Genomic DNA, 25213 nt, shown 5'->3' on the forward strand with positions numbered 1-25213 from the left:
GATGAAACTGGATCAAAATGCACGTATTGGTATCGTAGGGGCCGGTATCATGGGGCGAGGTATTGCTCAAGTTGTTGCCAAGTCAAATCACTCTGTCGTTTTGTATGACAATTGGGATGGGGCTGTTGATAATGCGATGAAAATCAATGAACAAGAATTATCAAAATTGGTACAAAGAGGCAAGCTTACCCAAGAGAAAAAGGACAAGACGCTGGCATTGATAACCCCTAGCATGAAAATCGAAGATCTCGCAGATTGTGATTTGATCATCGAGGCCATTATTGAAAATTTGGAGATTAAACAAAAAGTATTCAAAGAATTAGAAACAATCTGTGGCGATGTCGTGATTGCCTCAAATACTTCATCGATTTCGATCTCTGCTTTGGCTAATGGGATGCAAAGACCCCAAAATATCATCGGATTGCACTTTTTTAATCCCGCACCTATCATGAAACTTGTTGAAGTGATATCGGGATTGCAAAGTGATCAAAATATCATTCAAGATGTTTATGCCCTCGCCAATTCTTGGGGTAAAAAAGCGGTATTGGTGAAATCCAGTCCCGGATTTATCGTCAATCGTATCGCCAGACCTTTTTATGCGGAAGCTTTGCGGGTTTATGAAGAGGGAGTTTCAGATTTTGCGACGATTGATGCGGTTGTGAAAAGTCATGGAGCCTTTCGCATGGGACCGTTTGAATTGATGGATTTGATTGGCAATGATACCAATTATGCTGTGACACAATCTACTTTTGATTCTTATTACCAAGACCCCAGGTTCAAACCTTCACTGACCCAGCAAGAGTATGCCCAAGCGGGTTTGCTAGGACGCAAATCAAATCAAGGATTTTATACCTATCATGATGGAAAGCCAGTAGAAGAGCCCAAGCTAAATATTGCAACCATCAAACCCACGCCAATTGAGGAGATTTTCGTACACGGAGACCTTGGAATGGCCAACAGTCTCATTGCAATGTTTGAGCAGGCTGGAATTCGTGTCAACAAAAAAGAAGGAACGGGATTTTTAGAGTGCCATGGCGTTATCCTCTATCTTGCCAATGGGAAAATGGCCACAGAAGTATCAAAAGAGCTCGATTATAATGAAGTCGCACAGTTTGATATCTGTATGGACTATGAAAAGAGTGAATTCATCGCCGTAGCCCGTTCACTTTTAGCCTCTGATGACACACTCAATACCCTAGCGGCACTCTTTGATAAGATTGGCAAAAAGACTCTCATCGTGAAAGACTCCCCCGCGCTTATCATGATGCGTACTATTAGTATGCTAGTCAATGAAGCCTCATCTGCTGTGACGCACCGTGTGTGTGATGTCAAAAGTGCTGATATCGCGATGGAAAATGGTGTGAATTATCCGATTGGGCCTTTTAAATGGGCTGACAAATTAGGAATTGATTGCATCGTAAGTGCCTTGGATCGATTGGAAGCATTTTATAAGGATACAAGATACCGAACAGATCGAGGTTTGATCGAAAAAAATTTAACAGGAAGTAAATACTATGAATGAAAAACAATTAGCAGAAGCATGTGTCAAAGCTTTGAATGAAAAAGCGATGTTTGAAAATCATCTTGGAGCCAAAATTGTTGCTGTCGATGCGGGTTATGCCAAACTGGTCATGCCGGTACAAGAATTTATGCTAAACGGACACCGAACGTGCCAAGGGGGTGCTATCTTTTCATTTGCAGATGCCGCCTTTGCGTATGCGTGTAACGGTCGTAATGTCCCTACTGTGGCTTTTGCTTGTGATATTACCTTTGTCAAGCCTGCTTTTGAGGGTGATGTCTTGACGGCTGAGGGTGTGGAGAAATATTTATCTGGCAGAAATGGTATTTATGATATTAAAGTGAGCAATCAAAAAGGAGAAACCATCGCCTTATTTGTCGGAAAATCGCGTGCGGTGGCCGGTAGTATTTTAGATGAGAAACAATTAAAGGAGATACAGTGAGTGATGCATACATCGTAGATTATATACGAACACCGGTAGGATCATACGGTGGCGCTTTATCGTCTGTGAGACCTGATGATTTGAGTGCTATCACGATCAAATACCTTATGGAACACAATCCCTCTATCAATTTTGAAGAGGTTGATGATGTGATTATGGGCTGTGCAAACCAAGCAGGTGAGGATAACAGAAATGTGGCACGGATGGCCTCTTTGTTAGCAGGACTTCCTTATCAAAGTGGCGGTACCACCATCAACAGACTTTGTGGCTCTGGTATGGATGCTATTTCGATGGCGGCACGCAGTATCAAAACCGGTGAATGTGATCTCATCATCGCAGGCGGTGTCGAGTCAATGTCACGTGCTCCTTTTGTGATGCCCAAGGCAGAACAAGCCTTTACCCGCTCTAACGCGGTCTATGATACGACTATTGGATGGCGATTTGTCAATCCAGTCTTAAAAGAACTCTATGGCGTGGATTCGATGCCCGAAACCGCAGAAAACGTTGCGCAAGAATTTGGCATTACAAGAGAAGACCAAGACCGTTTTGCTTATCATTCTCAAATGAAGTGCAAAGCCGCAACACAAAGAGGTTTTTTCAAAAAAGAGATTGTTCCGGTGCGTGTTAAAAGAAGAAAACAAGAGGATTTGATTGTAGATTGTGATGAATTTCCAAAACCCAATACTACGATGGAAGTATTAGCCACTTTGCGTGCTCCTTTTGCTAAAGTTAATGGAAGTGTTACCGCGGGTAATGCCTCTGGTGTAAATGATGGGGCAGGGGCGTTTATCATCGCATCGAGTGCGGCACTAAAAAGATATAATTTAAAACCAAGAGCGAAAATTATCATCGGTGCGGTCGCTGGAGTACCGCCACGAATTATGGGAATGGGACCGCTATACTCCACTCAAAAAATCTTGAAAAAGAGTGGCTTGAGTTTAGATGATATGGATGTGTTTGAACTCAACGAAGCATTTGCATCGCAGTCTTTGGCTACATTACGAGGTTTGGGACTCAAAGATGACGAGGCAAAAGTCAATCCAAACGGTGGAGCGATTTCAATCGGACACCCTCTTGGAATGAGCGGTGCGAGACTTGTGATGACCGCGTTGAATCAACTCGAACAGACCAATGGTAAATACGGTCTATGTTCGATGTGTATTGGTGTGGGACAAGGGATTTCGATAATCATAGAAAACTTAAATTCAAGCAAGGAGTAGAGATGGAAAAGAGTAAAAGAACGGTAAGTTATGAACCAAAAGAGCTTATCTCAAAGGATGAATTGACGGCGCTTCAAACCAGAAGAATGAAAAATACATTGCTTCGAGCCTATTCATTTGTGCCCTACTATAAGAAAAAGTGGGACGAACACGGAGTGCATCCTGATGATTTTACTTTTTTGGAAGATATTAAAAAATTTCCTTTTACCACAAAAGAAGATTTGAGATTAAACTATCCATTTGGACTCTTTGCGACACCGATGAGTGATATCGTGAGACTTCATGCATCAAGTGGAACAACCGGCAAGCCAACAGTCGTAGGATATACGCAAAATGATATTAATATGTGGGCTGATTTGGTGGCACGCTCCATCCGACTTGCCGGTGGACATCGTGGCGATATCTTACATGTCTCTTATGGATATGGGCTTTTTACCGGAGGATTGGGTGCGCATTATGGTGCGGAGCGACTTGGTTGTACGGTCGTACCAGCATCTGGTGGATTTACCGATAAGCAAGTGACCCTGTTAAATGATTTTAATGCCAATATTATCATGGTGACCCCTTCGTACATGCTCAATATCATAGAAGAGTTAGAAAACAGAGGAATTGACCCCCGAGATACTGCATTAGAGATTGGTATTTTTGGTGCGGAGCCTTGGTCTGTTGAGATGAAAAATAAGATTGAAGAAAAAGTGGGGATTTCCGCCATTGATATCTACGGACTCTCTGAAATGATGGGACCGGGTGTGGCATGTGAATCTTTTGAAGATCGCGGTGATTTGTATGTTTGGGAAGATAGTTTTTATCCAGAAATCGTTGATCGTGATACGTTTGAACCCATTGAAGATGGCCAAGAGGGTGAGTTGGTATTTACTACATTGACACGCGAAGCCCTACCGATTATTAGATACCGAACCAAAGATCTCTCCACCCTTTACCAGGGCGATTTACTCAATATGCGAAAGATGAAGCGTATTACAGGACGTACTGATGATATGATGATTATTCGCGGGGTGAATGTATTCCCATCACAAATCGAGGAAATCTTGCTCAAAATCAAAGCACTGTGCCCATGTTATCAGTTGGTTATCACGCGAGAACACAATATGGATGACCTCTCCATCGATATCGAGCCAAATCCAAATGTGAATGAAACCGAGATTAATAGTGCGGTGAAGACGTTGAAACACAAAATCAAATCAGGAATCGGGATTTCTGTAAAAGTTAATGTCAAGCCAATCGGTGGTATTCCAAGAAGTCAAGGAAAAGCTCAAAGAGTTGTGGATAAAAGAAAGAAATAAAAGATGCATTATTTAGAAGTAAAACTCGAGAAGCCATCGAAAACAGTTGATACATCGAGTTTTGTTTCTGAGATTATTAGAGCTCAAGATGATGTTATTTTGCGCTCTAATCATGCATTTTATGCCAAACGTTTGTTGGAATTGGGATTTTTATTTAATCCGACGACTCAAGGCTATGCGATGACCCAAACCCTTGATTTTGATACGCTTTTTTTTCTTGCCAAAGAGATTGAGCTGCTCAAATATCATAAATTAATGCACGGATTTGTTCAATTGAAAATCCATCATGATAGATTATATTTTTGGGATACGGCCTTGATTTATGAGGGGATGGATTCTTTTGAATATTGTCTCAAATATCACAATATATTCCCACTGGAATCTGGCTATGTTCTCACCAAATCGGATGCAATACATACCGATATCTTAGAATTTGCAAATTGTATTAGAAGATATCAGGAACCAACACTAGCTTTTATCACCAAAGGGCTACTATGGGACGCGAAAGAGGGGGTAATCATCGAGAATACCCCTAGTGTGAATCGGAGAGAATATATTTCAAAAAATGATGCAAAAATATTTGATTTGTATTCTTTTCCTCAAAAGTAGGCAGCTATTTAGAATTCTTTTGTGAAAACTTTGATAAAATACATCAAATTAAATAGCAATAGGAATGAACAGTGAAAAACAATCAAAATACGAATGAAGTCGATGAGTATTTAGAAGCACTACTCAAAGAGATTTCCCCCAAAGCAAAATCATTAATTATTACCTTTTTTGGGGATACCGTTTTCCCTTATGGTGGTACCATTTGGTTGGGCTCATTAGTGAAATTTATGGAAGAGTTTGATATTAGCGAAAAACTGACACGTACCTCGATATTTAGACTCACAAAAGAGGGCTGGTTGAGCTCAAAAAAGTTTGGTAGAGAGAGTTATTATTCACTGAGTGATTATGCCATCGACCGATTTGTCAAAGCGCATTATAGTGTTTATGCCTATGATGAACAAGATGAGGATCATAACTGGATTGTTTTATTTACCAATGCTCTAAAACCGGCAAAAGAGTTTGAATTGTCCAAGATTTTGAAAAAAGAGGGCTTTGCATCGCAATCAAAATTTACCTATTTACATCCCAATTATAAGATGGAATATATGCAAGATATTTTGATTAAATATGAATTGCAAAATGATGTTTTACTCATCAATGGCACAGCAGATATGCCGATGAACAAAGAGATGCTAAAAGATATGGTCAATGTCTTTTGGGATTTAAAAGATGTTGAAGAACGCTATCAGAGTTTTATCACCAAATTTAGGAAAATTTTCACACTGAAAACACCGATTGATGAATTTAGCACAAAACAGTGTTTTATTCTGAGAATTTTATTGATTCATGAGTATCGAAGGGCTCTTTTATTTGACCCAAAATTAGGAAATGAATTGGTTTCGGTAGATTGGTTAGGAAAGGCTGCTGCTTCTTTAGTGGACTCTCTTTATAGCTCCATTCACAATCAAGCCAATGAATATATCAGAGAAAACCTCCTCACAGTAGGGGGCAATAACCCCAAACTTCAAAAGTCCTATTTTAGTAGATTTGGCGGATTGAAATAATCCGCTACCCTACTTGTTGGGCGAAATACTCTTCCATGTGGATTAAATCTTCTTCCGCTCCAAGTGCTTCGACGGTTTTTTTACAAGATTCGACAAAGGGAACGCTTCCTGCAATATAAATAGAATAATTTGCAAGATTTGGCAGTAAATCCGGTAAAATAGCATCGATTCGACCTTCTAATCCTCCATCTTTGTTGCTTTCTTGTGTGAGGGTGTATTTGTATTTAAAATTGACATATTTGGATTCTAAATATTTCATCTCACCAAAGTGCAAGAGGTCTTTTTTGGTTTTTGCTGAAAATAGCAACGTAACGGGATTTTTGTGACCGCGGCTGAGGTAAGCATTCAAAAGGGATAAAATCGGTGCCAAACCGCTTCCTGATGCCAAACAGAGAATCGGAGTATCGACACTAGGGTCTCCCAAAAATGTGCCATAAGGCGCATTGACTTTGATATTATCGCCGATATTTGTATCATGATGAATCCAAGGACTTGTTTTGCCCTCCGCTTCTTTAGTGATAAAAAAGCTCAATTCCCCGTTTTGTTTTGGTGCATTTGCGATAGAATAAGGACGCAGAGGATGCTCATCAGTTCCCTCGCCAATCATCGCATATTGCCCAGGCCAAAATTTGATTGCTTTGCCTAGTGGCAAGAGTTTGAGTTCCATAATTTTATCGGTTCGCTGTATTTTATCAGTGATGATGTGCCAAGAATTTTCAACCGGAGGAAAGAGTTTCGGTTGGGCATCTTGAGTTCCAAATTCAATTTCTAGCACATCAGAAGTTGGTTTTGCCATGCACATTAAACCATATCCTGCGGCTCTGTCTGCTTGAGATAGTGCCATGTCCATGACAAACCCTTGGTCAAAGGTACCACTTAAAACTTTGATCTTGCACTCTCCACAAGCACCAGCTCGGCAATTGTTAGGTAGGGCGTATCCTTGTTTTTCTAAGACGGAAAGTACGGATTCCCCATCGGGGCAATCGATAGATTTGCCCGATGGTTGGATGATTATTTTTTTCATGATCTTTGACCTATATTAAATTTTTTAGAATACTGGGATGATGTCTTCCATATCGATATCATTGACTTCTTTGCCTGTGATACCTACTTCTGGAATCGCTGGGAATTCTGTATCGTATTTATCTAAAACCCCTTTGAGGTTCAACATGGCATTTTTCCAATTCTCTTTTTTCGCTTCATATTCAGGGATGTGAAAACCAGCTTCCCTAGCAAAAGCTTCCCCTTCTCTTTGATTGTCGATAAAGTCTGATGGAATATCCCAAAAATCAAGAGGTGGCTCAAATAAGACTGCGGAGAGGAACAGATAACCGGCTCTGATTTGTTTGGTAATCGTCGCTTTATCTTCATCATTGAGTTTTGGATAATCGCGCTCCATCAATGTCAAGATGATGGCCATATGACGCCCTTCATCCATACCGATTTTCTTAAAGCCCTCTTTAAATACAAGCTCACTACATCCTGCTGACATTTGATGAAAGATAGTAGCTGCTGCGATTTCACCCATCAAAAATGATGAGAAAAGGACCGCTAGAGAGTATTTTGGCACGGCATGTTTGTAACCATCCCAATATCGTCCCCCATTGTAATACAACCATTTCGCATTTTTTTGGAGTCTACGACCGATGTCGGTTTTGGGTGTATAGGTGATTGGGTCTGGATGTTCTAATAATTTTGTGATAGCCATACCACACATTTGTTCGTGATTTTGTTCATCTCTTGTAACAGAAAAGAAACATCTTCGTACTAAATCCTCTTCATGCAATTCATAAGTCTTAATCAGTGCAGATGCAAATACCGGTGGCGCAGAAGCATCAAATACAGAGAGGATGGTCCACCAATAAGCGATAGACTCTCTTTGTTCCCATGTGTATTTTGAAACATCAAAAGTATCCCAAGGCAGTTTTGCAGGGTCCCAATACTCTCTTTGAGAGGCATCCCAGATTTCTTGTAACTTCATGGTTTCATTAACCCAACTTAGTGGATAAACATTTGGCTGTTCTGTTGGTGGTGGTAATTCCATTGTGCCGGCAAGTTTTTCTCTGCTTGACATTTTTGCTCCTTATAAAGTTTTATATAAATATAATTCAAAAATTTATCTATAACTAAAATTATTGTATCATATATATTTTAATAAATGCTTAAATTCTTACTTTTTTGGAACAAATAGTGCAAATTATGACCAGAAAGAAACAGCTAAACTATAAGTATTTAAGGGATTTTATCAATATTTTGAGTTAATGAGATGTTTTTGAAATATAACTATACTAAAAAAATAGTATAGTTATATTTTTTGTATTATTTTGAATCTATAGTGGATTAATTTTTAAAGTTTGGTGGGCGCTTTTGGATGAAGGCTTCCATCCCCTCGATTCTATCTTCCAGTGCCAATGTGGTATAAAAAGATTGACGCTCAGCGGCGAGTCCTGCTTGTAGGTTGGATTCGTAGGCATTATTGATGGACTCTTTAATCAATCTCACCACGGGTTTGGACATTTTGGCGATTTTCTGAGCGATTTTAATGGCTTCACTTTTGACATCATGATCTACAATTTGTGAGACTAATTTAAAAGATGCGGCCTCTTCGGCGTCAATGATATCACCGGTCAAACACAGATGCATCGCTTTGGATTTTCCGATTGCTTTGGTGAGTCTTTGTGTGCCTCCCGCTCCTGGCATGGTACCGATTTTGACCTCAGGTTGTCCAAACTTTGCACTTTTATCACAGATGGCAATATCGCATAAGAGCGCCATCTCACAACCGCCTCCTAGTGCATATCCACTGATGGCCGCGATGATGGGTTTGATGTGATGCTCTAGGGCATACCACTCTTTTTTGATAAATTCATTCTGATAAGCGCTGGCAAAATCTAACTCTGCCAACTCTTTGATATCTGCTCCCGCTGCAAACACTTTTTCCCCACCGGTTAATACCACCGCTGCTATATCAGGATTGGCATCAAAATCTTTGATAGCATTAGAAACCTCTGCCAGCAAAGCGTTATTGATGGCATTGTAAGCTTCGGGTCGGTTGAGTGTGATGATGCCCACACCATTATCTAATTCTTCCACAATAATATTTTTATAATTCATTTACATTCCTAAATAAGCTTCTTTGACACGTTTGTCTTTGATTAAATCTTCTGAATTGCCACTGAGTACAATCTCTCCGTTTTCAAGAACATAAGCATGATTGGAGATACTCAGCGCAAAATAAGAATTTTGCTCAACCAAAAAGACGGTCATGTGAATTTTTTTTAACTCTTCGATAAAGGCAAAAATCTCCTCGACAATCACCGGAGCCAATCCCATCGACGGCTCATCCATCAATAAGAGATCAGGCTTTGACATCAAGGCCCTGCCGATGGCGAGCATTTGCTGTTGTCCGCCGGAGAGATTGCCAGAGATGATCTCCTTTTTCTCAAAAAGAATTGGAAATTTTTCATATACAAAATCCAAATCATCCTGAATATCATTTTTGTTGCTTCTGGTATAAGAGCCCAACATAAGGTTGTCATACACGCTCATGGATTTGAAGAGTTCGCGTCCCTCAGGCACTTGAGCGATGCCAAGTTTGACTCTTTTCTCCGGCAATGATTTTGTGATATCAATATTGTCTTTGTAGATGATATCCCCACGATCTTGTATTTTAAGCCCGGAGATGGTTTTCATCAACGTCGTTTTTCCTGCGCCATTGGCACCGATGAGCGCGACGATTTCGCCTTTTTTGATTTCTATATTGATATTTTGCAACACATGAATGTGTCCATAATGACAATCTAAATCACTGATTTTCAGTAGCGTATCAGACTTATGCATGTAAGGATCCTTCCCCTAAATAGGCTTTGATGACTTCGGGATTTGATGCAATCTCTTTAGGCGTACCCTCGGCTAATTTTTTCCCAAAATTCACCACAGTGATAAAATCTGAAATATTCATAATCATCTTCATATCATGTTCAATCAACAAAATAGTAACGCCCTCAGCGGCAATTTCACGAATAATCTCAGCAATCTCAGCCGTCTCCGTACCATTGAGCCCGGCGACAGGTTCATCAAGCAGCAACAATTTTGGATTGTTGGCTAGGGCTCTGACAATCTCGACTTTTTTGAGCACCCCATAAGAGAGCGCGGAGCATTTTTTATACGCCACACTTTCCAGTCCGATGCGTTTGAGGTGGGAGAGGGCGATGTGTTTGAATTTTTCTTCATCATCAATGATGGATTCAAACTGAAATGAGCATTTAAGCAGGCTTTTGTTCATATTGATGTTAAATCCCAAAAGCACATTTTCCATCACGGTCATGTTTTCGCAAATCTCTAGATTTTGGAAGGTTCTTACGATATGTTGGTTCACCAGTTTGTGTGTTGGCGTATTGGTAATCTCTTTGTCATTAAAAAAGATTTGTCCCTCCTCGATTGAATAGATACCAGAAATCATATTTACCAGTGTGGTTTTACCTGCACCATTGGGGCCGATGAGGGCGTGAATCGTGCCCTCTTTTACTTCAAATGAGATATCATCGAGTGCTTTTAATCCTCCAAAGCTTTTCGAGAGATTGGAGATTTTTAGTAAACTCATATTTCCTCCTTTCTAAACCGATCAAAAATGGAGACGATTCCTTTTGGCATAAAAATCATGACAAAGATGATAATAGCCCCAAAAACCATCTGTTCATAATCGTGCAGTGATGTCAAAAGCTGTGGTAGTGCGGTGATGATGACCGCTCCAAAAACCGCGCCATAGATGCGTCCTAATCCTCCAAAAACAATCATAACCACCAATTGGATAGAGCGGGTAAAACTGGAATCTGCTGGAGAGATAAATCCTGAATAATACGTATAAAGACTCCCTGCAATCGTTGCGATGACAACGGAGAGTACAAAGACATAGGTCTTATAATAAGGAACATCTGCACCGATGGATTTGGCCGCAGTCTCTGAGTCTCGAATACAGCGAAGAATCCTTCCAAAAGGTGAATGAATCACATTTTGAAGGGCCCAAATCGAAAAGACCAAAAGAAATGCTGAGATGACATACCATTGCATATCATTTTCAAATACATAGCCAAAAATACTAAATTGTGATACGCCCATACCATCAGGACCGCCTGTGAGATCGGATTGATTGGTGAGGACCAATGAGATGATGATACCGATGGCCAAAGTGCCCATCGCAAGATAATGTCCTTCGAGTTTGAGGATGGGTTTGGATACCAAAAAGGCCAAAGCAGCCAAGACGATGCAGGATATCATGATACTCAAAACCGGATCAAATTCAAATGTTGTTGATAAAATCACCGCCACATAAGCACCAAGTCCGGCAAAAGCCCCATGCCCTAGGGAGATTTGTCCCGCATAACCGACTAACATATTAAGACCAATACAGATGACGGCATTGAGCATGCTCGTAATGGCAATTTCATAATGGAAACTATTTTGCAATAACATAGGCAAAATACACAATATCACAATCATCAAAACGATGCCCTTGTCTAAAAATAAACCTTTATTTCTCATCTTACACTCTCGCAAATTTTTTAGACCCAAACAGACCGCCTGGGAAGAAGAATAGAATCAATAGCAATACGATAAAGGCGACGGCATCTTTGTATTCGCTACTCAAATAACCTGCGACAAAAGATTCCAAAATACCAAGGAGTACGCCACCAAACACTGCGCCAAAGGGATTACCGATACCTCCGATGATCGCGGCACAAAAGCCTTTGAGCCCGAGCATGACCCCAATTTCATAGTTCGTGGAGATGATGGGTGTCAGTACAATGCCCCCGATAGAAGCAATTCCTGCTGAAATCATAAAATTCCAAATCAAAATCTTGCGTACGGAGATACCTACTAATTTGGCGGCGTTTTTGTTATCAGCGGTTGCTAGCATTGCTTTTCCGATTTTTGTTTTGTTAAAAAGTACGTATAAGCCCAAAACGATTACCAAAGAGACAAGAATGACCAAGATGGCTTGTGGCGTAATCGTGGCGCCATAGATAGTGATTGGGGTATTGCTGATGAATGGAGGCAAGGTGTGCATTTGTTTATCAAACACAACCTGTGCGGCACCTCTTATGAAAATCGAATAGCCCAAGGTTAAAATGATGAGCGATGTCGTAGATGAATTTTTTGATATGGAGACCAGCTTAAATAATATATAGCCCAGCAATGATGAGAAAAATATCGCAATGGGAAAAGCCAATACAAAAGGAAAATGAGCATAAGATAAAAAGACCGCAGACATGCCTCCTATCATGACAAACTCCCCTTGTGAAAAGTTGATAATCTTGCTGGAGTTATAAATGACGGTAAATCCTAATCCAACGAGGGCATAAATAAAGCCAACCGTGAGACCCCCAAAGGTAAATTGTAATAATTCACTCATGAGAAGGGTCTTTAAAAACAACAAATTTATGTATGATCTCTTTCATATTAAGTCCTTTGATTTTGATATGTAAGGGGTCTCTTCAAAAAGTCTATTACAATAATACTTAAACTTTACATAAATATGTAGTACATTATTTTTTTTATTTTTTTTTATTACTTTTTTACATTTTATTAAGTTTTCTTATATGTAAGGCGTAAATGAGTTTTTTCATAAAAAGTGCAATTTTTCCACTGAGATTGATAGAAAAAAGCTTACCGATGGCACAATTGGTTCCTCCTAAATCGATAAAAATTCCTTTATTGGAGATATTATTTTTGGTGCCCGTTTTGTGCTCGAGACGCTTGAGGATATTTTTTGATACCAATAAGGCTTGCATTCTCGCAGCTTGTGCTGTGGGTGCTTGGAAATTATTGGTTTTGACATCACGTGCTTGCACGACATCTCCGATGGCATAAGCATTGGGATAGGAAGGAATCTGATAATACTCATCAACGATGTATTGATTTCGTGGATTTGGGGTGATGCCATCGCTAGTTTTCTCTATCGCATTGCCTATGACTCCGATGACAAAGATCAGAAGATCATAATCAATAGCACTCCCATCAGATAGGATGATTTTGTTTTCATCTAACTCAGAAGCAAACCGTTTGGTGATGATTTTGATGCCTAATTGCTCGCATCTAAGGCGTGATTTTTCGATCAAAAAAGGATCCATATTGGGCAAAATCGTATCGAGGCCTTCTACTAATGTAACATCAATATTTTGGGGCGTTAAATCATGAGATTGGATGGTGTGTGCATATTCACAAGCGATTTGCAATCCCGAAACACCTCCTCCCACAACGACAATATGACGATTTTTGGGCTCTGAATGCAAGAGGTCTAAAAAGGCTTTTCGATAAAAATCAAGATGCTCAATCGCTTTGATATCTTTGGTAAATTGGGTTACATTTTTGATTTGAGAAGGAAAAAACGAGCAAGAACCGGTCGCGATTACAACGACGTCATAGTCGTATCTTTGGGAGTTTTTTGTTTGGATGAATTGTTCGTTGAATGCTATATGTGTCACTTCATCTTGGATAAATTCGATACCGTTTTTTTCACAATAAGTACGATAATCATACAAAAGCTCGGACCGATTATAATATCCTGATAAGTATTTATGGATGTGTGTTTGCATCAAATGATGCGGGGCTTTGTCGATGAGGGTAAGCGTGAGATTATTGTGTCCTTTTAATTCGTGCAAAAGCGAAATACCAGCATAACCGCCACCTATGACTATGATCTTTTTTTTGTTGTTTTGATTCATTCATAATCCTATATAAATTTACAGATAATAAATAATACACTTATAACTGATTTAATTATTTTTTTGTAGTATAACATAAAACACTTGATAAAATATTAGATAAATATCCCTATAACTGAAGATTAAGTAGTTTTTGTATAAAATTAATAATTCTAAATTGAAAGGATTCGATGAAAAGTTGTACTTTTGAACTGATCGTCAACATTTTGACCTACGCCATAAAAAATCAAGGCACGGCTTTCTCGCAAAAAGATTTTAAAAATGTTGTTTATACCAAAGAGTTTCACAACCTCGATATCAACGCTAAGATTGCAGATGGATGTGAATACCTACTAAAGAGAGGATTTTTGCAAATCCAAAATACTAATTTGATGTATTATGAAAAGTATAAATTGCCAGATACTATCAGCATCAACACCGAAAACTATACGAAAGTATTCAAAGAGTTGTCAAAACGGATTATTTTGATGCATGAGGGCAAAGAGATGATCAATGACACTTATGAAGTCAAAGATGATTATGCCGATATCATCGATGCGGTGGACATGACCAATTCTGATTTTTTCTCTCAAGAAGATGCCAAAGAGATGCGAGTGACCATCTCAAAAATTCTCGTCTCTTTAAATGTTGAAACCAAAGCCCACTATTCTTTACTCACCATTCTTCAATTGCTGGAATTAAAATCTGCGATGAAGGTCAAAATAAAAACAAAAGAGTGCGAATTTGCAGCCACTAATGTCAAGTTTAATAAACTACAATTTAATGATGCTAGCATTGTATTGCATTTTGATAAATGTTCATTTGAGATTGATGGTATCGAAGATATTTTATATATTGATTCTATCGATACTCTGCCATTGCAAGAACACATTAAAAAATCCAAAAATATTCTCAAATCCTATCCTGAAGATGCAACGAGAGAGTTTATTGCATTTTTAGATAAATATGCATCTTAGATTTCACAAAAAGGGGAGTTGATTTATGAAACAAATTCTTATGGGGAATGAAGCCATTGCTTTGGGCTTGATTCATGCAGGTGTTGATATGATTTCTGGATATCCCGGAACACCATCAAGTGAAATCCTAGGGAGCTTTCAAAAGTATCAAAAACATTTTGACCTCCAAGCGTATGCACAGTGGGCGACGAATGAAAAAGTTGGATTTGAAGTGGCGTATGCTGGAGCAATTGCTGGTAAAAAAACCTGTGCTACGATGAAACAAGTGGGATTAAATGTCGCTAGTGATGCATTGATGAGCGCGGCTTATATCGGGCTTAAAGGGGCGATGTTGCTGGTGAGTGCCGATGATCCGGGATTTTATTCTTCTCAAACCGAACAAGACAGTCGCAGTTTTGCAAAATTTGCCAAAATCCCTGTCTTAGACCCTGCAACTCCACAAGAAGCTTATGATATGGTCAAACTCGGACTTGAAATCTCACATCAGTTTGAAAGCGTTGTGATGTTGCGCCCGGTCATGAGGGTGAGTCATGCCAGAGAGATTTGTGATGTGGATGATGCACTCAATTTTGAGCCTAATGAGGGGAAATTCATCAGAGATATTCCTAGATGGGCAGGTGTGCCACCGACGGGTAGGTTTCGTCAAGGTTTGGAATTAATCGAGAAAATCGAGAGTATCAAAGCATTTAATTGGAACAATTTAATAGAACCCAAAACCAAAAATCTCACCGGCAAAAAAGTTCTCTGTCTCACCAGTGGTACGGGTGATGGTTATGTGAAAGAGGCCATAGAAGAGATGAAAATTGAAGCTGATGTACTCAAATTTGATATGCCTTATCCTTTGCCAAAAGAGCAAATCGAAGCACTGTTTGAAGACTATGAGAGAGTCATCGTCTTTGAAGAGAGTTATCCTTGTATCGAAGAGCAGCTCAGCTCCCCAAAACTTCATGGTAAACTCACCCATGATTTACACGTGATTGATGAATTTACTAAAGATAAAGTGCTCGCGGCCTTCTCCAATGTTGGCATCATTCAAAAAAGTGATTTTTACAAAAATGAAAAATACGAAAATGAGCTACAAAATCGTCCACCAAACCTCTGCCCGGGTTGTCCGCACCGTGATGTATTCTTCTCGATGATGAAGGTTTTTAAGAAAAACAAATCCATCTATGCTTCTGACATCGGATGTTATACATTGGGATTGAATCAAGGAGCGATTGATGCGTTTTTATGTATGGGAGCTTCCATCTCACTGGCGAGCGGTTTCTCACTTGCTGATACCAATAAAACAGTTGTTGCTACCATCGGAGATAGTACCTTTTTACACTCAGGTGTTGCGCCACTTATCAATGCGGTGAGTCAAAACCATCGCTTTGTCTTGTTGATTTTAGATAATTCAACCACCGCGATGACCGGACGACAAGTCACGCCAGAACGCGCTAATCCACAGCATATTGACATCAAAAAAATAGTCCAAGGTTGTGGTGTGGAGTGTTTGGAATACGAATACGTCCCTGAGATTGATAAAACCATTGATTTTATGAAAAGTCTAAAAGAGCGCTATCAAGCATCGCTTGGGCCAGTCGTGGCGGTCATTCGAGAATTTTGTGTCTTGGATAAAGAGATTTCATATGAAAAACTCCCCGGGACTTATGCACAAGTGGATCAAGACAAATGTGTGGCGTGTGATATCTGCACGACGGCGTATAAGTGTCCTCCGATGGCTTATAATGAAGACCATAAGATTGAAATCGATCCTTTTTTATGTATCGGATGTTCTGCCTGTTTGGATGATGTGTGTCCAACGGGTGCTTTTGAGGAGGTACAACGATGAGATATCAAGTCGTCATAGCTGGTATTGGTGGACAGGGTGCTGTTTTCTTGGTCAAAGTGTTAAGTATCGCCGCTGCTCTTCTTGATGAGGAGTGTATCGGGACGGAGAATCACGGGATGAGCCAACGTGGGGGTTCGGTGTCGTGTTATGTCAAAGTAGGGGATTTTTACTCTCCGGCAATCGATCAGGGACAAGCTGATCTTTTACTGGCTCTTGATGGTGATGAAGGATTGCGAAATATCCAATACCTCAATAAAACAAAGGGCACCCTGCTTGTTAATGCTGGTGAAAATTTCCCCGAGCTTGAGTATGAAACAGTAAAAATCGATGCCTATCAAAAAGCAAAAGCGAAAGAATTTGACATCCAAGCACTCAATGTTTACATGCTCGGGATAACGTTAGCAAAAGATCCAAATTTCCCTTTTTCGCAAGCAGAAATTGAGAAGGCCATCACACAGATGAATGCAACAGTAGCAGATAAGAATATTAAAGTGTTGCATCAAGCGATGAAGGATGCCCAAGCATCACGCTAAGGCAATCTGGTCTCTTTATGTTTTTAGAAGAGCACTTTGGTACGTTCCGGTTTGGATTTTTTTTCTGATTTCCCATTGTACTAAATTGATAACAAACTGTTTGTTACCGCCTTTGATGCTCGCCATAATCTGTGAATCACAATGTTCGCAAATAAAATCGGTTTTCGTTAAATCCGAGATTGCGTTATGGTTTGTATCATCATATACCAAGGCTTGATGGCACTTAGGACAATAGCACCATAGATTACAGATGGTGTTTTTCTTCCAATTCCAACGCCATGGGAGGTCATAAATCACATCTGCTTTATAGGCGAAATATTTTGCTCTTGTTAGTCTCTTGATGAGAAAAAAGATACCAATAATCACCATAAGAGCCAAACCAAAAGCTAAAAAGATAGGGCGCTCATGCAACAGATATTGTATCACGGGAGTATCTATAATAGTGTTAATATAAGCGGGTACTGTTATCATGATACACGACAAGTAGAGGGTAATTGAAAGTAACTGTCTCAGATTTGATAGAAAACTCCTTAGCCTTTAAAATATTACATTGTAACGTTATTTTATTAAATTATTTATTTATGAAACGTTTTGCTTTGGGTTAAAAAAAGAGTTCATAATTGATATTAGGTCTTTTAATGAGCTCAGTGCCTTGGTGCATACTGAGACCCTTTTTCTCTGAAAGAGTACTCTTGACGATGGCTTTGTTATAGGGGAGTACATCCTCACGGTTGAGGTATTCATCGATATTCATCCATCTGGCTTCTAGTATCTCATGATTATCTTGGATGTCGATGTGGGTGGATAAGGGTGTGGCGATAGCGATGACATAAAGATTGGATTCTCCAAATTGAGCAGGTAAAAAATGTCCGAGACTGGTGATTGCCTCAAAAGTGACATCGATACCGGTTTCTTCAAAAACTTCTCGCACGACTGCTTGGGAGATATTTTCACCATCATCGATAAATCCACCAGGGAGTTTGTACGTCTGCCAAATGCGATCTTTGATGACCAAGAGATCATCGTCATGACGCACGACGACCCCCACGCCTAGCGTGTGATTGACAGCGGTGGGTATGATGGGATTTTTGATGAGTTTTTTAACAAGCGTAATATCGCGTTCATTACAATGATGAAAGAGAAATCCATGCTGGGTCAAAATAGGAATAAATTTAGAGTGTTCAATAGAGAGTGTGATCCACAGGAGTTTTTTTGTTGTGAGATTTTTCAAGATGACTTGAATTTCTTTTTCAAACTCTAACAGGGAGTGTTGGATATTAAGGCAGGTGATACTGATGCCATCATAGCGATCTTCTTTCAACTCAAAAGAGGTAAAATCATAGTGTGCTTTCAAAAAATTTCCTTCATCAAATAACTGGGCACATATTAGCAACTTTTTGATAAGATTTCAACTGCAACCAAACTCCAAGAAAAATTTTGCTAAAATCCCCTCATGATAAATACAGAAGTAGCAGAAATTTTAACAGATAAGTCAAAGCTCCTTACCGCAGCATATTTTGATATTCAAAAACTGTTTGAACAAAAATATGGCAAAGATGTCGTGGTATTGATGGAAGTAGGCACATTTTTTGAGACTTATGAAGTGAACAATGAAAAGCTCAAAATCGGCAAAGCCAAAGAGATTGCGGAGCTTTTAAATATCCAACTCACTAGAAAAAATAAATCAATTATTGAAAATTCAAAAGAAAACCCCCTCATGGCAGGTGTCCCTGCGGTGTCATTTGAAAAACACTTAGCCCGTATTATCGCAGAACAACGCTATACGGTTGTCATCATCCGCCAACGGGGTGTCCCACCCAAAGTAAGCCGTTATCTTGATGCCATTATCAGTCCGGGTACCAATTTTGATTTTGTCGTCGATCAAGACGAAAACAATATCACCTCCCTTGTCATTGATAAATATCAAGACAATAATTACCATATCGGATACAGTGCGATTGACGTGACCACGGGCAAATGCTATTATAATGAAGTCTATGGTACCAAAGAAGATGGCAGTTTTGCACTTGATGAGATTTTTAACTACATGCACATGCACAAAACATCCGAAGTCGTGGTTACATTTGCGGATAAATCAATCCAACAACAAGAGATTATTGAGTATTTAGAACTCAGCTCCAAAACCTTTCATATCGGCACGTTTCATCCGAAGATTTCCTATCAAAATGAACTCTTTAAAAGTGTTTTTCGGATTGAGACACTACTCTCACCCATCGAGCATCTTGATATGGAACTCAGCCCACTGGCGAGTGAATCATTGGCGATTTTAATCGATTTTGTCATTGGTCATGATCCCCATATCATCCAAAAGCTCTCCCATCCCAATCGCCTTGATACCAGTCGTTTTGTCTATCTAGGCAATAATGCCCTAGAACAGCTCAATATCATCGAAACACCACACAACCCTTCTGTATTTAAGCTAATCAATGCGACATCTACGGCGATGGGAAAGCGATTGTTAAAAGAGCGCCTTACCCATCCAATCAAAGATGCCAAAGAGATTAATCGTCGCTATAAACTCTCAGATGAATTATTTGATTATCATGGGGCTATTGAGAGTGAATTGGGAAATATCTATGATATCGAGCGCCTAACGCGTCGTATCAAACTCACGCGATTGCACCCGTATGAACTAAATTATCTCTATGACTCCTTAGTCTCAATCAGAGAAGTGGTACGATTTATGGAAAATTACCGTTTTTTCACGCCACCGTGTAGTTCGGAAGAATTGGGCTTATTTATCAAAGCGATTGATGCCACCTTTGATTTGAATGTTTGTGGTAGATACATGCTCAAAGATGTCGATGAAAATATGGTACAAGAGGGTGTAGATCCCAAAATCGACGCCCTTTTGGCTGAGAACCGGGCACTTAAAGAGAAGGTCAATATTTTTCGTAAGCATATTTTGGACATTCTGGGACAATCCAATGAAAACTTTGTGACGATTAACCGCTTGGATAAAGAGGGCTTTTATATTGGTCTGACTAAAAGCAGATTTATGAGTATCAAAGAGGCGTTGCTCCAATCCCATTTGATTGTTGATGATACGCTCTATCTTTTCAAAGATTTTTCAATCAAAGTTCAGACGACCAACGTCAAAATCACCAATACACTTATCAATGAGATTTCCGACAAATACGTACACAATGCTAAAAAGATTGTAGAATTAAACAAAGCACTGTTTAAAGAGATGGTGATGGAATTTGAGAAAAAATTTGCCACGCTGTTAGAGGACTTAGTACTATTTATCTCCGAAATCGATGTGGCGGTTTCCAATATCAAAACATCAAAAAAATACGGTTATGTTAAGCCACAGATTATCCAAAAAGAGTCTAATGATACCAACTTTATCGAATTGTGCGATGTGCGCCATCCCATCATCGAGGCCAATGAAGGGCGTGGCGTGTATGTGCCTAATGATATTATTTTGGGTGATTTGAGCTGTGCCAAAGAGATTGATGCTGAGAATGTTATCTTGAAAGCGGCCAAAGCAGAATCATTGTTTCTTAAAAAAACGCACGGGATTTTACTCTATGGTATCAACAGCTCCGGCAAAAGCTCCCTTATGAAAGCCATAGGTATTTGTGTGATTTTGGCGCAAGCAGGATTTTTTGTGCCGGCTCGGTCGATGCGATTGATGCTCTTTGATAATATCTTTACACGGATTTCTGCGGCTGATAATATCGCCAAAGGGCTCTCCTCGTTTGCAGTGGAGATGATGGAGCTCAAAAATATCTTTAATCGTGCCAACAAAAAATCCCTCATCTTAGGTGATGAGATTAGTCACTCAACCGAAACACAAAGTGGTGTCAGTATTGTAGCAAGCGCTATTTTAAAGCTGGCGAAGTTGGAATCTCTCTTTTTGTTTGCCACCCACTTGCATCAATTGCCTCTGCTCAAAGAGATTGCCGCACTCAAAAACGTCCTCTCTTTGCACTTGAGCGTGATGTATAATCATGATGAAGACAAGCTGATTTTTGATAGAAAACTCAAATTTGGAAGTGGGAGTTCACAGTATGGTTTAGAATTTGCCAAATCACTTCATATGGATGCAGAGTTCTTAAAAACCGCCAATGCCATACGAAAACGCATCAGTGATGAGTATGCGCCGCTTGAGCGATTGTCGCAGAAGAAAACGAGTACCTACAACAAAGAGCTTTATCTCTCCACTTGTGCGATTTGTGGTAAAAAAGCAGACGATGTCCATCATATCAAAGCACAAAAAGAGGCCGATGATACAGGGCGGATTGACCATATCAACCAAAATCACCGCTACAATCTTATCCCTCTTTGCAAACATCACCACAAAATGGTACATGAGGGCAAAATCATCATCGAGGGTTTTGTTGCTACGTCAAAAGGCTTAGAGCTTATCATCAAGTGATAGTTGTTTGAGTCTCATGATAGATAGTTCCCGTGATAAAATCTTCGGATGTGCGATCTTTGAGCTGGACTCCTGAGAGCTGTAATCTTCTAGACTCCCTCAGCAAATAAAGCGCCTTTTGCGCTGCTTTTTCAGGGCTCAATCCCTCTGTGCGAATATTGGAGATACAGTTTCTATCCACATCCGTAGTCCCGATTTTTGGATGCCATGTGAGATAAAGCCCTAGGCTATCAGGGGAACTAAGACCGGGACGTTCCCCAATCAAGATAAGTGTCATTTTTGCGTTTAAAATCTCACCAACCTCATCGCCGATTGCCACACGTCCTTGTTGCACAAGAACAAGAGGTGCGAGATTCCACGTTTGAGCATCCCTATCCAGCGCATGTCGTAGCTGTACTAAAAAGGGGATGGCATGATTGTTGATGGCTTGAGAAGAGAGTCCATCGGCGATGATAATCGAAAGATCATACACCCCTTTTTCAGACTGTAATGTTTCACAAGAGGGGGAATCTAGCCTGCGACCCAAATCAGGACGCTGGAGGTATGTGTCTCTATTCTTGGCTTGAGAGTGCACACAAATGAGGGCTTTAAAATCGTTTTGTTTTAACTCGGCTGTGAATTTTGGTATATCAAGCGGTTCATGGACGGCATCTTGTGCCTTAGCATGAGCAAGCTCAAATGCTAACATATGAGAAGTTGGAATACTGATTCCCGCACGTCCGAGACCAATCCTCGCATCGGTATAGTGACGGAGTTGTTGCCAAGGATTTTCTGTGTGCGTGGATGGTATATTATCATTGTCGTGTTGCATCGTCTCTCCACTGCATTTCGTTTTTATTATTTTACCTTACAATTTCTTTGATGTCTCATGCGAGTTGCTTCATTTGTAGATAATGGGGGCAGAATCAGTAAAATTATCTCTTATTTTTGGCATAATAGCATCATAATAAAAAGGCTTGTGAGAATGATAACATTAAAAAAATTGGAAAATGGTTTTGAGTATATTGAAGTTGAAAACCAAAGTGCCCACGCAAAAATTGCGCTACAAGGAGCTCATATCTTTCATTTTGCGCGCCATCATGAGAGACCTATTTTATGGTTGAGTCAGAAGAGTGATTTCAAAAAGGGTGTAGCAATCCGCGGTGGCGTGCCGATTTGTTGGCCCGCATTTGCCAAAAGCAATCCCGATCTTCCTCAACATGGCTTTGCAAGGACTGCGATGTGGACATTGGGTGAATGCCAAGAGATTGACGCGCATACGACAGAGATAACCCTCATCTTGCGCCACAATCAAGAGCGCTTAAAACTGTGGCATTATAAATTTGAACTCTGCTTGAGTATCACAATCTCAGATCAATTGACCATGGCGCTAAAAACAACCAATTTAGATACGCGCGCTATGAAACTCACTCAAGCATTGCACTCTTATTTTGATGTGGGAGCAATTTCTGATGTGAGGATAAAGGGCTTGGATCAAAAACCTTATCATGATTCACTCAAAGACCAAGAAAAAGTTCAAGAAGGAGACCTTTTTATAACAAAAGAAGTGGATGTTATCTATCAAAAAGTGGATAAAAGGATACAACTCATAACCAAAGATAGTATTCTAAATATCGATAACAGCGGTTCTAGCTCGCTTGTTGTGTGGAACCCTTGGCGCGAGAAATGCAAGCATACCAGCGGGATGAGTGAGGGGGACTACTTGCAATTTGTCTGTATTGAATCTGCCAATGCTCGTGAAGATTTCAGAATCATTCCTCCCGGAGGTACTCATATTTTGAGTGCTACTATTTCAAAGCACAGGATAATATAGAGTAGAAGATTACTTTATATTTTAAAATAAAGACTTAAGAGCTGCTTTTTGATATTGAGTTGATACGTTTGTATGTCGAGTTTCCTAATCTCCATAGAATTTTTCAGCATTTGTACATCATCGATTGTTTTATATCCTGCCTCATACTCTTCTTGTGTTGTTTTCAAAAGTGCTTGATATAAGTTGATATCTTCTTGTGCTAAGCGGATTCTCTCATGATAATTTTTTATATTCAAGATAACACTATCATAATCAATGATAGCATTTCTCTTTTCTTCGTTGAGCTTTTGTTGGCTGATGAGGTATTCTAATCTAGAGTGTTGGATATCATTTGAAGCACTATAACTGAGGGGAAGGTTTAAAGATAATCCATAATAGTGATACGCATCACCCTCACTATAGCCCATCTTCGCATCAACACTGAGACGTGGCATATAATCACTTTTTTTGATTTTGTATAAGGCGTCATTGACTTTTGTAGTGGCTTTGGCATATTGAATGGACAAGGCTTGTTTGAGATAGAATGCTTTACTAATCAATTTAATATCAGGGATTGAGAGCGCCTCAATAGACTTGGTAGTATATTTTTTGATGGTATTGATATTGGTTAATCTTGTGAGTTTTAGCCCTTTTGCTGCATCTTTATACTCATTTTTAGCCATAATAGCATTATTTAAATCACTAATATCTAGTTGTCCTTGTTTGTATTCAGAGGTCTTATGTTTGACTTCAATCATACTACTTTTGAGATTTAAAAGATTTTGTTTTAAGCTGATATCATTGAGTTTGATATCGATTAAGGTACTAAAAAGGGTATTAAGATCCTCTTTTGTGTTGACATCGATATCTAAGAGTTCCATCTTTTTGAGCTCTTTTGCATATTGTATTTGAGAGCGAATGCCACCAAATTTAAAAATATCTTGGGAAATAGTGAGAGAATAATCATCGGTCGTGTTATTATTTTGATCTTTTATAACGCTAGTATTGAGAGTAATATCACTAAGCCAATCGTATTGATTGACGCGTTCTTTTTCGCTACTTTGTTGCTTCTCAAGTTCAATAATATTTTGTTTTATAGGAGAAAGCACGTCGATATCGCTCGCATTGAGGCTTACGATTATGAATACAATAAAAAAGAGAGGTTTCATTATTGAAACTCCACTTTTACGATGTTACCGAAGTTGTCATCTTTCAATACTACGGTGACTTTATATGCGGAGACAAAACTCTCATCGATGGTTTTATCGATTTTTTCTATTTTTGCATCGGTTTCATTTCCATTGATAAGCACTTTTTTATTTTGAATATTTTTCATATCTTCTTTGCTCACATATACAATGAGTTTTGATTTTGATATATCATAAGCTGTGGCGAGTTTACTCCCGATTGCAACATAATCTCCCACATTGACATTGATATTTTTTATGTATTTATTGTTGACATATAGGGACTTTTTCTTGATAGTATCTTGGGTGCTACTGATGGAGAGTTTGATATTTGAAATGGTGACTTTTAAATCTAAGACATCATAATATTTTTGATCTTTATCATACTGACTTTTTCCACTAATTTTGAGAAATTTTTGATAGTTTTTCTCAAATAGTTTTAATTTTTCATTATAAAAAGCCAACTGTTCTTTATAAAGTTTCAGATTAGCACGTTCTAGTGAATCATCGAGTTTTATTAAAAGCTTACTGACCACTTTGGTCTCATCATTTTTATCAGCATAGCTGATGGTCCCGGAGGTTTGTGCATATAAAGTATAGGCCTCGTAAGGCTCAATCTTTGCCATATAACTTTGAGCTGACAAGACCAAAGGAAACAGTAAGCAGAGTATCATTTTTTTCATT

Annotated in this window: 24 protein-coding genes; 11 read left to right on the plus strand and 13 right to left on the minus strand. The window is 39.3% G+C overall.

Translation table 11 applies throughout. The features are described 5' to 3' along the window. Window position 1 precedes the first annotated feature (1 nt). The 6 genes from SFB89_RS01625 to SFB89_RS01650 all read left to right on the plus strand — a co-directional run bounded on the left by SFB89_RS01625 (window position 2) and on the right by SFB89_RS01650 (window position 6098). The gene (locus tag SFB89_RS01625) at window positions 2–1522 is read left to right on the plus strand and encodes a 3-hydroxyacyl-CoA dehydrogenase (protein ID WP_331775210.1); all 1521 of its coding nucleotides are present in this window, start codon (window positions 2–4) and stop codon (window positions 1520–1522) included. Then, window positions 1515–1961: a hydroxyphenylacetyl-CoA thioesterase PaaI gene (paaI, locus tag SFB89_RS01630; protein ID WP_331775211.1), complete on the plus strand. Its 447-nt coding sequence runs from the start codon at window positions 1515–1517 to the stop codon at window positions 1959–1961. The genes SFB89_RS01625 and paaI overlap by 8 nt, the downstream gene beginning before the upstream one ends. Further along, complete coding sequence (gene pcaF / locus SFB89_RS01635) at window positions 1958–3181, plus strand: 3-oxoadipyl-CoA thiolase (RefSeq protein ID WP_331775212.1); 1224 nt, start codon at window positions 1958–1960, stop codon at window positions 3179–3181. The genes paaI and pcaF overlap by 4 nt, the downstream gene beginning before the upstream one ends. Before the next feature lie 2 nt (window positions 3182–3183). Beyond that, window positions 3184–4485 carry a phenylacetate--CoA ligase family protein gene (locus tag SFB89_RS01640; RefSeq protein WP_331775213.1) on the plus strand — a complete coding sequence of 434 codons (1302 nt, stop codon included), beginning with the start codon at window positions 3184–3186 and terminating at the stop codon, window positions 4483–4485. Window positions 4486–4488: 3 nt separating this feature from the next. Beyond that, a complete protein-coding gene (locus SFB89_RS01645) occupies window positions 4489–5094 on the plus strand; it encodes a hypothetical protein (protein WP_331775214.1) in 606 nt (201 codons plus the stop codon). Window positions 5095–5165: 71 nt separating this feature from the next. Continuing rightward, window positions 5166–6098 carry a PaaX family transcriptional regulator gene (locus SFB89_RS01650; RefSeq protein WP_331775215.1) on the plus strand — a complete coding sequence of 311 codons (933 nt, stop codon included), beginning with the start codon at window positions 5166–5168 and terminating at the stop codon, window positions 6096–6098. A 4-nt stretch (window positions 6099–6102) separates the two neighbouring features. On the opposite strand, the gene SFB89_RS01655 is transcribed toward SFB89_RS01650, so the two are convergent. The 8 genes from SFB89_RS01655 to SFB89_RS01690 all read right to left on the minus strand — a co-directional run bounded on the left by SFB89_RS01655 (window position 6103) and on the right by SFB89_RS01690 (window position 13822). Next, a complete protein-coding gene (locus tag SFB89_RS01655) occupies window positions 6103–7122 on the minus strand; it encodes a 2Fe-2S iron-sulfur cluster-binding protein (RefSeq protein ID WP_331775216.1) in 1020 nt (339 codons plus the stop codon). A 24-nt stretch (window positions 7123–7146) separates the two neighbouring features. Beyond that, window positions 7147–8172: a hypothetical protein gene (locus SFB89_RS01660; protein ID WP_331775217.1), complete on the minus strand. Its 1026-nt coding sequence runs from the start codon at window positions 8170–8172 to the stop codon at window positions 7147–7149. A gap of 266 nt (window positions 8173–8438) precedes the next feature. Next, window positions 8439–9212 (minus strand): enoyl-CoA hydratase-related protein, encoded by a 774-nt coding sequence (locus SFB89_RS01665; protein ID WP_331775218.1) that lies wholly within the window; start codon window positions 9210–9212, stop codon window positions 8439–8441. Further along, on the minus strand, window positions 9213–9938 hold the full coding sequence (locus SFB89_RS01670) for an ABC transporter ATP-binding protein (RefSeq protein ID WP_331775219.1): 726 nt from the start codon (window positions 9936–9938) through the stop codon (window positions 9213–9215). Continuing rightward, window positions 9931–10701 (minus strand): ABC transporter ATP-binding protein, encoded by a 771-nt coding sequence (locus tag SFB89_RS01675; RefSeq protein ID WP_331775220.1) that lies wholly within the window; start codon window positions 10699–10701, stop codon window positions 9931–9933. The genes SFB89_RS01670 and SFB89_RS01675 overlap by 8 nt, the downstream gene beginning before the upstream one ends. After that, entirely contained in the window at window positions 10698–11639 is a 942-nt protein-coding gene (locus tag SFB89_RS01680; RefSeq protein ID WP_331775221.1) for a branched-chain amino acid ABC transporter permease, read from the minus strand. The genes SFB89_RS01675 and SFB89_RS01680 overlap by 4 nt, the downstream gene beginning before the upstream one ends. Window position 11640: 1 nt before the next feature. Continuing rightward, on the minus strand, window positions 11641–12510 hold the full coding sequence (locus tag SFB89_RS01685) for a branched-chain amino acid ABC transporter permease (protein ID WP_331775222.1): 870 nt from the start codon (window positions 12508–12510) through the stop codon (window positions 11641–11643). 163 nt (window positions 12511–12673) lie between these two features. Beyond that, the gene (locus SFB89_RS01690) at window positions 12674–13822 is read right to left on the minus strand and encodes an NAD(P)/FAD-dependent oxidoreductase (protein WP_331775223.1); all 1149 of its coding nucleotides are present in this window, start codon (window positions 13820–13822) and stop codon (window positions 12674–12676) included. 170 nt (window positions 13823–13992) lie between these two features. Here SFB89_RS01690 and SFB89_RS01695 point away from each other — a divergent pair, with 170 nt between their 5' ends. From SFB89_RS01695 to SFB89_RS01705, 3 genes are read left to right on the plus strand one after another with little or no spacing between them, the layout of a single operon-like run. After that, the gene (locus SFB89_RS01695) at window positions 13993–14778 is read left to right on the plus strand and encodes a hypothetical protein (protein ID WP_331775224.1); all 786 of its coding nucleotides are present in this window, start codon (window positions 13993–13995) and stop codon (window positions 14776–14778) included. A gap of 25 nt (window positions 14779–14803) precedes the next feature. Then, window positions 14804–16612 carry a thiamine pyrophosphate-dependent enzyme gene (locus SFB89_RS01700; RefSeq protein WP_331775225.1) on the plus strand — a complete coding sequence of 603 codons (1809 nt, stop codon included), beginning with the start codon at window positions 14804–14806 and terminating at the stop codon, window positions 16610–16612. Continuing rightward, on the plus strand, window positions 16609–17145 hold the full coding sequence (locus SFB89_RS01705) for a 2-oxoacid:acceptor oxidoreductase family protein (RefSeq protein WP_331775226.1): 537 nt from the start codon (window positions 16609–16611) through the stop codon (window positions 17143–17145). Before SFB89_RS01700 ends, SFB89_RS01705 begins: the two co-directional genes overlap by 4 nt. Window positions 17146–17160: 15 nt before the next feature. On the opposite strand, the gene SFB89_RS01710 is transcribed toward SFB89_RS01705, so the two are convergent. Further along, the gene (locus tag SFB89_RS01710; protein ID WP_331775227.1) at window positions 17161–17616 is read right to left on the minus strand and encodes a hypothetical protein; all 456 of its coding nucleotides are present in this window, start codon (window positions 17614–17616) and stop codon (window positions 17161–17163) included. Window positions 17617–17746: 130 nt separating this feature from the next. Then, window positions 17747–18499 carry an NUDIX hydrolase gene (locus tag SFB89_RS01715; protein WP_331775228.1) on the minus strand — a complete coding sequence of 251 codons (753 nt, stop codon included), beginning with the start codon at window positions 18497–18499 and terminating at the stop codon, window positions 17747–17749. A gap of 99 nt (window positions 18500–18598) precedes the next feature. On the opposite strand from SFB89_RS01715, the gene SFB89_RS01720 reads away from it, so the two are divergent. Then, the gene (locus tag SFB89_RS01720; protein WP_331775229.1) at window positions 18599–21550 is read left to right on the plus strand and encodes a MutS-related protein; all 2952 of its coding nucleotides are present in this window, start codon (window positions 18599–18601) and stop codon (window positions 21548–21550) included. Here SFB89_RS01720 and eutC read toward each other — a convergent pair. Beyond that, the gene (eutC, locus tag SFB89_RS01725; protein ID WP_331775230.1) at window positions 21543–22361 is read right to left on the minus strand and encodes an ethanolamine ammonia-lyase subunit EutC; all 819 of its coding nucleotides are present in this window, start codon (window positions 22359–22361) and stop codon (window positions 21543–21545) included. The genes SFB89_RS01720 and eutC overlap by 8 nt on opposite strands. Before the next feature lie 153 nt (window positions 22362–22514). On the opposite strand from eutC, the gene SFB89_RS01730 reads away from it, so the two are divergent. Then, on the plus strand, window positions 22515–23363 hold the full coding sequence (locus tag SFB89_RS01730) for a D-hexose-6-phosphate mutarotase (protein WP_331775231.1): 849 nt from the start codon (window positions 22515–22517) through the stop codon (window positions 23361–23363). Window positions 23364–23377: 14 nt separating this feature from the next. Here the strand turns inward: SFB89_RS01730 and SFB89_RS01735 are convergent, their stop codons facing one another. Both SFB89_RS01735 and SFB89_RS01740 read right to left on the minus strand, forming a co-directional pair. Beyond that, window positions 23378–24511: a TolC family protein gene (locus SFB89_RS01735; protein WP_331775232.1), complete on the minus strand. Its 1134-nt coding sequence runs from the start codon at window positions 24509–24511 to the stop codon at window positions 23378–23380. After that, window positions 24511–25212 (minus strand): HlyD family efflux transporter periplasmic adaptor subunit, encoded by a 702-nt coding sequence (locus SFB89_RS01740; protein WP_331775233.1) that lies wholly within the window; start codon window positions 25210–25212, stop codon window positions 24511–24513. Before SFB89_RS01740 ends, SFB89_RS01735 begins: the two co-directional genes overlap by 1 nt. Between the last annotated feature and the right edge of the window lies 1 nt (window position 25213).

It is taken from the genome of Sulfurospirillum sp. 1612 (assembly GCF_036556685.1).
Taxonomy (GTDB): domain Bacteria; phylum Campylobacterota; class Campylobacteria; order Campylobacterales; family Sulfurospirillaceae; genus JAADIZ01.

Coding starts and splice junctions, on each gene's coding strand:
- SFB89_RS01625 (WP_331775210.1), top strand. CDS start 2: ATGAAACTGGATCAAAATGCACGTATTGGTATCGTAGGGGCCGGTATC.
- paaI (WP_331775211.1), top strand. CDS start 1,515: ATGAATGAAAAACAATTAGCAGAAGCATGTGTCAAAGCTTTGAATGAA.
- SFB89_RS01640 (WP_331775213.1), top strand. CDS start 3,184: ATGGAAAAGAGTAAAAGAACGGTAAGTTATGAACCAAAAGAGCTTATC.
- SFB89_RS01645 (WP_331775214.1), top strand. CDS start 4,489: ATGCATTATTTAGAAGTAAAACTCGAGAAGCCATCGAAAACAGTTGAT.
- SFB89_RS01655 (WP_331775216.1), bottom strand. CDS start 7,122: ATGAAAAAAATAATCATCCAACCATCGGGCAAATCTATCGATTGCCCC.
- SFB89_RS01660 (WP_331775217.1), bottom strand. CDS start 8,172: ATGTCAAGCAGAGAAAAACTTGCCGGCACAATGGAATTACCACCACCA.
- SFB89_RS01665 (WP_331775218.1), bottom strand. CDS start 9,212: ATGAATTATAAAAATATTATTGTGGAAGAATTAGATAATGGTGTGGGC.
- SFB89_RS01670 (WP_331775219.1), bottom strand. CDS start 9,938: ATGCATAAGTCTGATACGCTACTGAAAATCAGTGATTTAGATTGTCAT.
- SFB89_RS01675 (WP_331775220.1), bottom strand. CDS start 10,701: ATGAGTTTACTAAAAATCTCCAATCTCTCGAAAAGCTTTGGAGGATTA.
- SFB89_RS01680 (WP_331775221.1), bottom strand. CDS start 11,639: ATGAGAAATAAAGGTTTATTTTTAGACAAGGGCATCGTTTTGATGATT.
- SFB89_RS01685 (WP_331775222.1), bottom strand. CDS start 12,510: ATGAGTGAATTATTACAATTTACCTTTGGGGGTCTCACGGTTGGCTTT.
- SFB89_RS01690 (WP_331775223.1), bottom strand. CDS start 13,822: ATGAATCAAAACAACAAAAAAAAGATCATAGTCATAGGTGGCGGTTAT.
- SFB89_RS01695 (WP_331775224.1), top strand. CDS start 13,993: ATGAAAAGTTGTACTTTTGAACTGATCGTCAACATTTTGACCTACGCC.
- SFB89_RS01700 (WP_331775225.1), top strand. CDS start 14,804: ATGAAACAAATTCTTATGGGGAATGAAGCCATTGCTTTGGGCTTGATT.
- SFB89_RS01705 (WP_331775226.1), top strand. CDS start 16,609: ATGAGATATCAAGTCGTCATAGCTGGTATTGGTGGACAGGGTGCTGTT.
- SFB89_RS01710 (WP_331775227.1), bottom strand. CDS start 17,616: ATGATAACAGTACCCGCTTATATTAACACTATTATAGATACTCCCGTG.
- SFB89_RS01720 (WP_331775229.1), top strand. CDS start 18,599: ATGATAAATACAGAAGTAGCAGAAATTTTAACAGATAAGTCAAAGCTC.
- eutC (WP_331775230.1), bottom strand. CDS start 22,361: ATGCAACACGACAATGATAATATACCATCCACGCACACAGAAAATCCT.
- SFB89_RS01730 (WP_331775231.1), top strand. CDS start 22,515: ATGATAACATTAAAAAAATTGGAAAATGGTTTTGAGTATATTGAAGTT.
- SFB89_RS01735 (WP_331775232.1), bottom strand. CDS start 24,511: ATGAAACCTCTCTTTTTTATTGTATTCATAATCGTAAGCCTCAATGCG.
- SFB89_RS01740 (WP_331775233.1), bottom strand. CDS start 25,212: ATGAAAAAAATGATACTCTGCTTACTGTTTCCTTTGGTCTTGTCAGCT.